Source organism: Paenibacillus campi, assembly GCF_034659835.1.
GTDB lineage: Bacteria > Bacillota > Bacilli > Paenibacillales > Paenibacillaceae > Saccharibacillus > Saccharibacillus campi.
In genome coordinates, this window is the sequence record NZ_JAXSQZ010000010.1 from 137,333 (window position 1) to 150,477 (window position 13,145).

Below are 13,145 nucleotides of genomic sequence, written 5' to 3' on the forward strand. Positions count from 1 at the left end.
GCGAACACGACCCGGATACAGAATTAAAGGAGGATATGCAATTGACTTTATTTGATCTCAGTCTGAATGAAATACATAACCGGCTGCATGCTGGCGATTTGTCGGTCACTGATCTGGTGAACCAGACGTTTCAGACGATTAATGAACGCGATGACAAAATTCAAGCCTATTTAACGCTCGATGAGGAAGGTGCGCTTCGCCAGGCAAAAGTTATGGATGAGCGTCTGTCCGCTGGCGGCGAACGCGGTCTGCTGTTTGGTTTGCCTGTAGGCGTGAAAGATAATATGGTTACCGAAGGGCTGCGTACGACATGTGCGAGCCAATTTTTGCGTAATTACGATCCGATCTATGATGCGACAGCGGTAGAGAAACTGCGCACCGCCGATTCGGTCATTGTTGGCAAGCTGAATATGGACGAGTTTGCGATGGGCGGTTCGAACGAAAACTCCAGCTTTATGCCGGTACGCAATCCGTGGAATCTTGACTATGTGCCAGGCGGTTCCAGCGGCGGCTCGGCAGCGGCTGTCGCAGCGGGCGAAGCTTATTTTACACTCGGTTCCGATACGGGCGGCTCGATTCGTCAGCCAGCTTCGTATTGCGGTGTAGTCGGACTCAAGCCAACATACGGTTTGGTCTCGCGCTTCGGTCTGGTCGCTTTTGCTTCATCGCTTGATCAGATTGGTCCAATCACCAAAAATGTGGAAGATTCCGCTTATGTGATGCAGGCGATTGCTGGTTATGATGCCAAAGATTCGACTTCTGCCAAAGTGGATATTCCAGATTATATTAGCGCTTTGACCGGTGATGTGAAAGGGTTGAAAATCGCCGTTCCATCCGAGTATATCGGTGAAGGTGTCGATCCGGCGATTAAAGATGCGATTATGAGCTCGCTCAAAGTGCTGGAAGGACTCGGCGCTGAGTGGGAAGAAGTATCGCTACCTTATACCGAATATGCGGTTGCAACTTATTATATTCTCGCTTCATCGGAAGCGTCGTCCAATTTGGCACGTTTTGACGGTGTACGTTACGGTGTACGTGCCGACAATCCGGCAAACTTGCTCGAACTGTATCATCGCTCCCGCAGCGAAGGTTTTGGCGCAGAAGTGAAACGCCGTATTATGCTTGGAACGTATGCACTTAGCTCCGGCTATTATGATGCTTACTATTTGAAGGCGCAAAAAGTACGTACATTGATCAAACAAGACTTTGACAATGTGTTTACCAAATACGATGTCATTATCGGTCCAGCTGCACCGACGACCGCATTCAAGCTCGGTTCCCAAGTGGATGATCCGCTGACGATGTATTTAAACGATATTTTGACCATTCCGGTCAGTTTAGCCGGCGTACCGGCAATTAGTGTGCCTTGCGGTTTTGTCGATGGCATGCCGGTCGGTATGCAAATTATCGGTAAAGCCTTTGATGAGCAGACGGTTTTGCGTGTGGCGCATGCGTTTGAGCAACATACCGATTTCCATAAGCAGCGTCCACAGCTGTAAAATCATCTGAAGAAGGAGGAACTACCGATGTCTACATCGACCTATGAAACGGTCATCGGGCTCGAAGTCCACGTCGAGCTTCATACCAAATCCAAAATCTTTTGCGGCTGCTCCACCTCGTTTGGTGCGCCGCCCAATACCCATACTTGTCCGGTTTGCCTCGGTCATCCGGGCGTACTGCCGGTACTGAACCGTCAGGCGGTTGAATATGCGATGAAAGCGGCGCTGGCGCTCAATTGCCGTGTTGCCGATATTAGCAAATTTGACCGTAAAAACTACTTTTATCCCGATTCGCCTAAAGCGTATCAAATTTCCCAGTTTGATCAGCCGATTGGTGAACATGGCTGGATCGATATCGAAGTGGACGGCAAAACAAAGCGTATCGGCATTACCCGTCTGCATCTGGAAGAAGATGCGGGCAAGCTGACTCACTCGGATGGTGGCTATGACTCGCTCGTTGACTTTAACCGTGTCGGTACACCGTTGATTGAGATCGTGTCTGAGCCGGACATTTCTTCACCGGAAGAAGCACGTGCTTATTTGGAAAAAATGCGTGCGATTATGCAATATTGCGATGTGTCTGATGTGAAAATGGAAGAAGGTTCACTGCGCTGTGATGCCAACATCAGTCTGCGTCCGTTCGGTCAGGAGAAATTCGGCACCCGCGCCGAACTGAAAAATATGAACTCATTTCGTGGCGTACAGCGCGGTTTGGAATATGAACAATTACGGCAGGCGCAAATTTTGGACGATGGCGAATTGGTCGTACAAGAAACACGGCGCTGGGATGAAGCGCAAGGTAAAACGATTTCGATGCGCGGCAAAGAAGAATCGCATGATTATCGTTATTTCCCCGATCCTGATCTCGTCACACTGCATATCGATCAGGATTGGAAAGATCGTGTGTTGGCTTCGATACCAGAATTGCCAGATGCACGCCAAGCCCGCTATACGTCCGAATACGGATTGCCAGTGTACGATGCTAGTGTGATCACATCGTCCAAGCCGCTTGCCGATCTGTTTGAAGACAGTTTGGCGTATACGAAAGACGCCAAAGCGGTAGCAAACTGGATTCAAGGCGAGCTGCTCGGTTATTTAAATGCCAACAATTTGGAGCTGTCTGCTGTACCGCTAAACGGTCAAAAGCTCGGTCAAATGATCGGCTTGATCGAAAAAGGCACGATCAGCAACAACATTGCCAAAACGGTCTTCAAAGACATGCTGCAATCCGGCAAAACACCGCAAGCGATCGTCGAAGAAAAAGGCTTGACCCAGATTAGCGATACCGGAGCGATTAAAGCGATCGTCGAAGAAGTGATCGCCGCCAATCCACAGTCAGTTGCCGACTATCAAGCGGGTAAAGACAAGGCGATCGGCTTCCTCGTCGGTCAGGTGATGAAACAAAGTAAAGGCAAAGCAAATCCCGGTATGGTTAACCAACTGCTGGCAGAGCTGCTGCCAAGATAATGAACACTCATATGGTCGTTATAATCATATGAGTGGAAAACAGACTTTGGTCTGTTCGCCTGGAACAAGGACCTCGGCTCCACACTGTGGAGATAGAGGTCCTTGTTTGCAGATGATGTTTCATTTACGGATACAGAATGCATTCAGGAGAGGAGTTATACATCATGATCCGCCAATGTTCATTACAAGATGACGATATCGTTCGTCAAATATGGGGTTTACAGCATATCGCTTACCGAATTGAAGCCGAGTTGATCGGAGCCAAAGAGCTGCCGCCGCTGCTGGACACATTGGAAAGCTTGCGTCGGTGTGGAGAAACCTTTTATGCTGAGTTTGATGAGGATGATGAAATTAAAGGCGTTGTGGCGGTGGAATGTGAACGGCCCGGCACATTAACGATTTCGCGGATGATGGTGCATCCTACTTATGCACGCCAAGGGATTGGCAGTCAGTTGCTGGAGCATGTGTTTAGCCGTTATCCTGATGTACCGCTGTACATTGTGGCAACAGGCACACGCAATGAACCGGCGGTAAAGTTGTATCGTAAGCAAGGCTTCGAGCCGATTGAGGCATTTGAAGTCACGTCTGGGGTAGAGCTGACTACATTTCATCGTCACAATCCGCAACAGCTGCATGATTGCGCACAGGAGGACAACTGATGCCGCTTCACGATCCGTGGTATATCGATAATGTTCATATTTTACTGCGTTTGTTGGCAGCGATGTTGCTCGGCGGTCTGATCGGCTGGGAACGCGAGCGCTCCAGTCATGCCGCAGGCTTGCGTACCCATATTCTCGTCTGTGTAGGCTCGGCATTGATTATGATGCTGTCCATTTATGGCTTTTCCGAATTTGTGGCGGAGACGAATGTACGGATCGATCCGGCGCGTCTGGCAACAGCGGTCATTTCGGGGATCGGTTTTCTCGGTGCCGGCACAATTTTGTTTACCGGCAAAGCGATTACCGGTTTGACGACAGCCGCTTCATTATGGGTCGTGGCGGCGATTGGACTAGCGATTGGCGCCGGCTTTCATTTTGCTGCCTTCGTGGCGACCGTATTGGTAGTCGTTAATTTGTGGGTGCTGAATATTGTCGAGCTGCGTTATATTCGCCGTAGCAAAGCGCATGCGATTACCGTAGAAGGTGTATCCGGTGTGCTGACATTGGAACGAGTATCCAAGTTTCTGTATGCCGAAAATATTACGATCAAAAAAATCACCTTTATTAAAGAACGCAGCGGCTATACGATTTCTTCGGAGACGCTGTTAACCGAGCTGCGTATGAATGTGGAAATTCATCATGAATATAAACCGATGGACATTATTAGCCGGATGCAAAAAATCGAAGGCGTAACCGCAGTATCGATCGAATAACAGCTGCTGCTAATCCGGTCAGCAAGCTGTTATTCAATTCGCATAGCTGGACATGTGCAGCTGACCGAATCAAAAACACGGCTACGGTGTAAATAGTAAACAGACTTACATACGTTGCCAGCGCATCATCGGTTAGGTAAGGAAAGGAGGCCCTAATGACCACATCACCATCTAAGCTCCCGTTAAAACGCAAATTTTTTGCACTATTGATCGCTGCACTATTTCCGGGGCTAGGTCATATTTATTTGGGACTGGCACAAAAGGGCATTCAGTTTATCGCGCTGCTGCTGCTCGACATATCGGCACTGCTGTATTTTACGTCCAAAGGCATCCAGATTAATTTACCGCTGCTAATTTTGCTTGCATTGCTCGTGCCGATTATTTATTTTTACAATATTTACGATGTGTTGCAGTCAACCGATTGGATCAACAATCATATTCGAGCGCTCATCCCGTTTAAAAAGTCGAGTCCCCGTTTTGCCTGGTTGCGCGGGGTGTATTTTGGCATATTGCTAATTATAGAGGGGGCGCTAATCTGCCTGCTCTGGTTACGTCCGTACTGGCTACGCAACGTAGTTAGCTTCTGGGCGGGTTATATAACGGCAGGCGTCTGTCTGTTGATTGGACTTGCGCTGCTTATTTTCCAAATTATACGCATTTATCGCGCTTTCCATCGATCTGCTCAAACAGAGACAGGAGGTGCGATTCATGCCCGCAAAAATTAAAGTCGGTCGTCTGACCGCAGCGCTGTTATGGATCGTACTCGGCATACTCGTCATCATCGATCAACGTACCGATGGGGGTCAACTGCTGTTATTACTCACCTGGTGGCCGCTAATTTTGGTCGCCTGGGGCATAGAGTATGTGGTGTTTTACCTGTTTGCCCGGCGTAGATTGTTGCGGATTCGGTTTGATATTAAAGGCATTGTGCTAGCGATCATTGCCTCGGCAGCGATTTTTCTCGTGACAGAGCAAAATCAATATCTATATTTGTGGAGTAAAGTGAGTCTTGATTTGACAGCGGCTTCCGCCGAATTTAGCGAAGCGTCTGGCACACGTACAGAACTGGCGAAAGTCGATGTGCCGCTATCCGACAATACGGATGAGATTACAATCGAAGGCATCAATGGTGATCTAATCGTACGTACCGGCAATGTGAACAACATACAAGTACGCCCGGTCGTATGGGTAGATGAGATCAAGTCGGACGAAGCGCGCAAAATCGCTGAAGCGACAACGATCAAAACGAGCGAAGGCGAAGAAATTAATATCCATGCGGAAACAAAAGCATACGGCAAAACTAAAAATCGCCAGCCGCGTGTTAATATGGAGGTTGTACTGCCGACAACTCGCCATTTTGATGTGAATTTGCAAACGACTAACGGCAAGATTACGATGGACGGTGTTGAAGCGCTACGCAATATTTCGGTTCGTACTGGCAATGGCAGCATCGTACTAAATGATGTGATGGGCGATGTTAAAGCACAGGCAACGACCGGTAATATGATTATCAATTCCGTACTTGGCGGTCTGAGTGCCGATACAAGTCAAGGTAGTTTCCGTGTTCGTGATGTGAGTGGTGCGACACGTTTATATACGCAGGTGGGCGATATCTCCTTACTAAGCGCTCTCGGTGATATTGATGTGAATACGCGCAACGGTAATATTTTTATCAATGAGGCGAATTTCGGTGTCAAAGCGGAGACGCTGAACGGCAATATCGAAATTCGCTCCGTTAGCATCGGAGATGATTGGTCGGTATATAGCGCTGTTGGTGTAATCAATTTGTATTTGCCACCTTCTGGCGATTACACAGTAGATGGTTCCAACAGCTATGGCATGATCAAAACCGATTTGCCGCTGGAAACGAAAAACAGAACGCTTACCGGCACATTTGGCAATGGCGATCATACGATTCGTGTCGACGGTAATGGCGATCTGAATGTGCTGCGTAATACAGACGCATTAATTCCTAATAACGATGCTGAGCAAGTCGTACCGGAAGGGGCAAGCAATGGCGAGGCGGCGAGTAATCTGACCGATAGTCAAAGCGATCCGAACAACGCGGTCGATCACGGAAATGCAGCAGGGAGCGGAACTAACAGCAAATCAGCAACAGATACAGGCAACACCGAGCGCAGTTCAACATCGTCGCAGTAAGCATGGCGGCGTTGACAAGCCTAATTTGCAGCACGTACAATGGAAATCGTGCATACTGAACATGTACTACGTTGCGCCTTCTCGATGTCGAGCGCCGTGATCACCTCAGTAAGTGGGCGCATTGCACATATACGACTACCTTGACCGCGTTAAATAGGATGTTCGAGATTGCAAAGCAGCGCTGTTCTCATGCTATAATTCCAGTGTGTTTTTCGTAAGATGCAGTCAATCAGACATTGAATTTAAGCTGGTTAAGCTACTATTAGGCTGTCTCAAATGAAAATTGTGTTTAAACGTACCTTAACCTATTCATCATCAAGCAATGGTTAGATCGACAAACTGTAAATGTATTTGATACAAGCTACTATTACCTTGACCAAGCTTAATTTGCATATTGAATCTGTTTTAAAATCGCATGGATCAGCATTTCAGTACACAATCCAAATTAACATTTAACTCGGTCAAGGTACTAGGGCGTGTGCGCAAACTTGGCGAGTGGGAGCAGACATCACTCTAGTAAGGCATAAGGGGAAGGACTCCCGTCTCACGGCAATCTACGAATAGGGAAAACGATTCTCGTGTTCAAGAGTTGTCCTTACCCCCCATTTCCTTCCCGCAGTGAAGTGCGGCTCACAGTATACGAGTTTGCATACACTCCCTACATTGCGCTTGTATAAATTAAAGCTTTATTTACATGAGTAAAAGCTATACGTTGCATACGAATCGAGCATACAGAGCGAGCGCATCGATAGCGATGTGTGCAACAATCGAGCAGCAGCCGGGCGACTAGGCAGGGCAGCAAATTGAAGTGAAACAGGATGGTGGGCAAATGACAGCACGAGTAGAGCATGCACTGGCACAGTTAAAAACGAGTGGAGTTCGCATTACGCCCCAACGTCATGCCATTCTGACGTATTTGCTAGACTCGATGGAGCACCCGACTGCCGATGACATTTATCGTGCGCTGGCATCGCAATTTCCGAGTATGAGCGTAGCGACCGTTTATAACAATTTGAAAATGCTAACCGAAGCAGGCATGGTACGCGAATTGACGTATGGAGACAGTTCCAGTCGTTTCGATGCCGATGTGAGTGAGCATTATCATATTATTTGCCAGCGATGCGGCAAAATTGAAGATTTTCATTATCCTGCACTAACTCATATTGAAGATCAGGCAGCTAGGCATACCGGCTATCAAATTTTCGGACATCGTATGGAATTGTACGGAATTTGCCAGCAATGTCAGCCTAAATAAAACCGATTCCAGCAGCACCGACAATTTGATGTCGTGCTGCTTTTTTTATCAGACCGAATCGACGACTACGATCAACATAGCAGGAGGGTACATTGACCAGACAGAAACGTTCAGGCACGCGCAAAAGTCGGATGATCAAATGGTGGATGACAGTATGGATGTTGATTATTGCAGCCGGGCTTGCCGCTTTTCTGATTTTACCGAACCCGTTGCATGAACAGCCGGACTGGAAAGGGTTGAAAAAGCCCATCTTTGTGGAAGGTGTATTGATGGACGAGCCGGCATACGGCAGCGGTGCATCGCTCCAAATTCCTTTATCTGTTGTACAGGAGCAGGTAAATGCCAATATTTATAATGAACAAGCGACCGGCTCGGTCATTTTGACTACAAGCACAGATGTGATGCAGTTACAGGAAGGCAGCAAGGCAGCGAATTTAAATATGAAGCCAATTCAACTGTCTGTAGCACCACAGCAGATAGGTGATCATATTTATATTCCAGTAGCGCCGCTCAAAAAAATATATCATATTGATTTTTATGAAGATACAACTACAGGAGCTGTAATGTTGATTCGCCCTGGTGACCGAATTCAATATGCTCATGTTGACACAGATGAACAGGAGCAAACGGTGCCGATGCGTGCCGCAGCCAGTATACATTCCCGTATTTATGCAGATGTTACATCCGCGCAGCGTCTGCGCATTTGGGAAACCGGCAAGCAATGGGTATTTGCTCAGTTGGACAACGGCATCGCTGGTTATATAGAACGCGATGAGCTTATCCTGGCTAAGCTTGTCACCGTGCCGCTACCAGTTGTAGCGAATAATCAAAACGAAACCGAATGGCATGGCAAAAAAGTAAATCTCGCTTGGGAAGCTGTCTACGAGCGGCGCATTGATCCTCATGGAATTGGCGAATTGCCTGGTGTGAATGTGCTTAGTCCAACCTGGTTCGAAATTATGGACAGTAAAGGCAATGTGCGTAGCAAAGCGGATAAGGAATATGTCAATTGGGCGCATAATCGCAATAAACAAATATGGGCGCTGCTCAGTAACGGCTTTGATGCCGATCGCACAACCGCAGCGTTGGCAACTTTTGAAAACCGGAGCCGCATCATTACCCAAATATTGGCGTATGCACGTACGTATCGGCTCGATGGAATCAATATCGATTTTGAAAGTGTACACACATCGGATGGACGGAATGTGGTGCAATTTATACGCGAGTTGAAGCCGCTGGCGAGGCAGTATAATTTGATACTTTCAATGGATGTCACCCCCAAATCCAACAGCGAACTATGGTCTAAATTTCTCGATCGCCGTACATTGGCACCTTCACTCGATTATATGATGCTGATGGCGTACGACGAGCATTGGGCATCCAGCCCAACATCCGGCTCAGTCGCTTCGCTACCGTGGGTGGAAAAGGCGGTGCAACGTCTGCTGCAGGAAGACGAAGTGCCAGCGGACAAACTTATTCTCGGTGTACCGCTGTATACTCGTGTATGGACAGAGCAGCAGGACAATGGAAAGACTACCGTTTCCTCCCGTGCGCTTGGTATGCAACGCGTCGCAAACCTGATCAAGCAAAAAGGGCTTACGCCCACTTACGACAGCACGACCGGTCAAAACTATGTCCAGTACAACGAAAACGGCACCATTCAGAAAATATGGATCGAAGACGAAACATCGCTGCAAGCGCGTGTAGACCTTGCACATAAGCTCGGACTCGCTGGCATCGCCTCCTGGACACGCGGTTTAGGCGACGACAGAGCATGGGATATATTGGCAGGCATTAAATAATAAGCGAGCAAAGCGCTAGTAGCTTGACCAAGTTAAATGTTAATTTGGATTGTGTACTGAAATCCTAATCCATGCGATTTTAAAACAGATTCAATATGCAAATTAAGCTCGGTCAAGATACTAGTAGGTTGTCTCAAATGAAAATTATGTTTAAACATCCCTAAATCGATTCAGCACCAAGCGATTGTTGGATTGACAAACTATAAATGTACTTGATACAAGCTACTAATAGGTTGTCTCAAATGAAAATTGTGTTTGAACGTACCTTAACCTAATTCATCATCAAGCAATGGTTAGATCGACAAACCGTAAATGTATTTGAGACAATCTACTAGGGCGTGTCTTCAAACTGCTTTTTAGGCAGTTCGATGCGTTTTTTTCATTAGATTACGCTTGTATACGCAGCGCAACTCACTTAAAACGCGACCAACTTAAATAATAAAATAACAACGCTGAAAGTTTGAAGATACTGCCTAGAACGTGTACGCAAACTGTTAGGCGGCGAGTAGCGCTTCACTGTGGGAAGGAATAAGGGGGAAGGATGGACTTTTGAGCACGGGAATCTATCATTATTCCTACTCCTTAGATTCCAGTACGAGACGGGAGTCCGTCCCCTTATTGCGTACCGCAGTCGCAGTGGTGTCTGCCCCAGCACGCCAGGTTGGCGTACACGCCCTAGTGAGCTGTCTCAAATGAAAATTGTGTTTGAACGTACCTTAACCTATTCATCATCAAGCGAAGGGGAGATCGATAAACTGACAAGGATGATCGTTTGAAGACACCACCTAGTAACTACACACGGCAACTTCTTCCACGAATAGGAAGACTGCTGTGTTTTTACATGTTTAAGCACCAATTTATACTATATTCACGGTATAGCTTAGTATGTACATAATTATCTCATTTCATATTTACGAAAATTTGTAATCTGTTCGGCAGGAAAGAACCGCGAATTTGTAGAAATATTCACTCATACGAAGGCATACAGCTATAGAGGCGAGACGACCAGAATTGCCATCCATATCTCGTTAAGCAGATGAGGGGGATAATGTGGAACTAACCAACCTGTCTTTTCTTCATGAAAAGCGAAACAATCACCGTATTATTGGAGCGGTCGCTTCACGCAAAAAGAGCGGCGCCTTTGACGGTTCATTGCTTCACGATTTCGATGTGTTAATTATTGTTGTATATCGTCAGCATGGGGATGAAGAAATCATAGAGCATCGTATGGATGCAAGCAACAAAAACATACAGGTCATTTACATTGACCGCCAGGCACTTGAAAACGATACAATTACCGGTAGAAACCATATGATTGTCGAGCAGTTTTTAAAAGGCGAACTAATCTGGGATACCGATCACGAACTGGAGCGTTTGCGTAAACAATTTGCACAGTTCGATCGTCCTTTAAGCGAACGCCGTATTTTGCTGGAGTTTTCCAGTTTTCTAGAGTTGTATGTGGAAGCCAAGCGCCATATGCAGCAGCAGCAAGTGATGGATGCGTACAACTGTATTTTTCAGGCGCTGCCGCACTGGGCGAGAATCGATCTATGCGAAAAAGGCATTTACCCGGAAATGGCAGTTTGGGAGCAAGTACGTCAGCATAAACTGGACGTACATAAGCTGTACGAGCAGCTTGCGTTTAGTAATGAAACGATGGAACAGCGGGTCGAACTCGTCTTACTAGCATGTGAATTTTCAGTCATGTCCAAAATGAGCGAATGCTCCGCGTCTTTATTCCGTGTGCTACGCAGCCGCCAACAGCCGTGGAGTATCTGCGAATTGCTCGATCATCCAGAGCTATGCCATGTAGGCAGTCGTTTATCGATGATCGTGCGTAAACTAGTCTATCGCTCCTTAATCAAAGAAACAACGATCTGGAATCCAAAAGCCGGCGGAGAACGCGAAATTCACTACTCGCTAAACTAAGCTAATACTTTGACCAAGTTAAATTTCATCTTTGGTTGCGCGTCTATAATGCTGCAATTAAAGATTCAAACCAATTTCGAAATTCAAATTAAGCTTGGTCAATGTCTAGGGCGTGTCTTCAAACAGCTTTACAGATCGTTCAATACGGGTAGTTTGCGTCGGACTAAGCTGTACAGGGTCTTATTTCTGACCTTTGTGAACAATGAAATGATACGTAGCATCGTTTGAAGATACCACCTAGTAGGCTGTCTCAAATGGAAATGGTGTTTAAACGTACCTTAACCTATTCATCATCAAGCAATGGTTAGATCGACAAACCGTTAATGTATTTGATACAAGCTACTAGTAGGCTGTCTTAAATGGAAATCCAATTTGAACATACCTGAGTGTATTTATAATCAAACGAGGATTAGCTTGAAATGCCATAAATTTATCTGAGACAAGCTACTGGGGCGTGTATACAAACTTGGTGTGTTAGGGCAGCAACTACTGTGATATGGAATAAGGGGATGGACTCCCGTCTCGCACCGGAATGTACGGAATAGGAGTAATGGTAAATTCCGATGTTTAAAAGAGGTAGGGCATTTTGCTGCGCAAAAACCTTGTTTCATGCCTCTCCATGTTTGGAAATCGCAGACACTGAAGTCGACCTGATCCCTTATTTCCTTCCCGGAATGAAGTGCTAATCGCAGCTTACGAGTTCGCGTAAACGCCATAGCATCCATTTGAATTTTAGGGCAGATTCAAGTTCTAAATTGTTGATTTTCATTAAATTGCGAGCTATATGGCACTTATTTGATTTGAAATGTGACCATCTCCACGCTGAAATAACGAAGTTGACGGTTTGAACACGCTGCCTAATAACTGTTTATAACTAATTCAGCCGTCATATCGTTATTTAACCTATACAAACAGTACAGTGTACCAGTACTTTCTTCCAGTACAACCGACAAGCTATCAATTTCCTTAAATAAGCTTCACCTACCGATTTGACTAGACAAACACAAACGGATTAAGACACCGCAACTTTCAAGCATTCTCAACAAACAATATGCTGTTATATAAGTAGTTATAGACCCAATCCTAGCTGATAAATAAAAAGTTGACTTCCCTATTTAAATTATGATAAATTATAAAACGTTCCGTTTATGCCTCATTATAGTGCGCAGCAAGCAGAATAGCCGATATATAGCGTTTCGTCAGCATTATAAAGGAACAACCTGAAAAGGCTCCTAGAAAAAAGTGTTGACACCAAGAAGCTTACATGATATATTATAAAAGTTGTCACGAACGAGTGACGATGAAAGAAAACATATCATACGCTTCGTCCATGAAGCATGTTGAAGCTGAAAAACACTTCAAAAAAGTGCTTGACGAACGAAACACAACATGATATGATATAAGAGTTGCTGCGAGAGACGCTGAGCAGCGACGAAAGAGTTTGATCTTTGAAAACTGAACAACGAGTGAGTGAAGAACTTCGGTTCTTCAAATTATAGAGAACAGCAATGTTCTCGCCAGCAACAAAATGAGTAAGTCAAACACTTTATTGGAGAGTTTGATCCTGGCTCAGGACGAACGCTGGCGGCGTGCCTAATACATGCAAGTCGAGCGGACTTGACGAGAAGCTTGCTTCTCTAATAGTTAGCGGCGGACGGGTG

Annotated in this window: 9 protein-coding genes and 1 rRNA gene; all 10 read left to right on the top strand. The window is 46.1% G+C overall.

Annotated features, from left to right (window positions below; all coding sequences use genetic code 11):
* The first annotated feature begins 41 nt into the window (after nt 1-41).
* Nucleotides 42-1,499, top strand: coding sequence for an Asp-tRNA(Asn)/Glu-tRNA(Gln) amidotransferase subunit GatA (gene gatA, locus U1I11_RS19510; RefSeq protein WP_322907798.1), 1,458 nt, complete (start codon nt 42-44; stop codon nt 1,497-1,499).
* 27 nt (nt 1,500-1,526) lie between these two features.
* A complete protein-coding gene (gatB, locus tag U1I11_RS19515; RefSeq protein WP_322907799.1) occupies nt 1,527-2,966 on the top strand; it encodes an Asp-tRNA(Asn)/Glu-tRNA(Gln) amidotransferase subunit GatB in 1,440 nt (479 codons plus the stop codon).
* A gap of 164 nt (nt 2,967-3,130) precedes the next feature.
* Nucleotides 3,131-3,625, top strand: coding sequence for a GNAT family N-acetyltransferase (locus tag U1I11_RS19520; protein ID WP_322907800.1), 495 nt, complete (start codon nt 3,131-3,133; stop codon nt 3,623-3,625).
* Nucleotides 3,625-4,338, top strand: coding sequence for an MgtC/SapB family protein (locus tag U1I11_RS19525; protein WP_322907801.1), 714 nt, complete (start codon nt 3,625-3,627; stop codon nt 4,336-4,338). Before U1I11_RS19520 ends, U1I11_RS19525 begins: the two co-directional genes overlap by 1 nt.
* A 155-nt stretch (nt 4,339-4,493) precedes the next feature.
* On the top strand, nt 4,494-5,063 hold the full coding sequence (locus U1I11_RS19530; protein ID WP_322907802.1) for a hypothetical protein: 570 nt from the start codon (nt 4,494-4,496) through the stop codon (nt 5,061-5,063).
* Nucleotides 5,047-6,498, top strand: coding sequence for a DUF4097 family beta strand repeat-containing protein (locus U1I11_RS19535; RefSeq protein ID WP_322907803.1), 1,452 nt, complete (start codon nt 5,047-5,049; stop codon nt 6,496-6,498). Before U1I11_RS19530 ends, U1I11_RS19535 begins: the two co-directional genes overlap by 17 nt.
* 829 nt (nt 6,499-7,327) lie before the next feature.
* Nucleotides 7,328-7,753, top strand: a complete 426-nt coding sequence (locus U1I11_RS19540; protein ID WP_322907804.1) for a Fur family transcriptional regulator — start codon at nt 7,328-7,330, stop codon at nt 7,751-7,753.
* A 92-nt stretch (nt 7,754-7,845) separates the two neighbouring features.
* On the top strand, nt 7,846-9,555 hold the full coding sequence (locus U1I11_RS19545; RefSeq protein ID WP_322907805.1) for a glycosyl hydrolase family 18 protein: 1,710 nt from the start codon (nt 7,846-7,848) through the stop codon (nt 9,553-9,555).
* A gap of 1,050 nt (nt 9,556-10,605) precedes the next feature.
* Nucleotides 10,606-11,484, top strand: coding sequence for a nucleotidyltransferase-like protein (locus tag U1I11_RS19550; protein WP_322907806.1), 879 nt, complete (start codon nt 10,606-10,608; stop codon nt 11,482-11,484).
* 1,546 nt (nt 11,485-13,030) lie between these two features.
* A 16S ribosomal RNA gene (locus U1I11_RS19555) occupies nt 13,031-13,145 on the top strand; the annotation flags it as partial.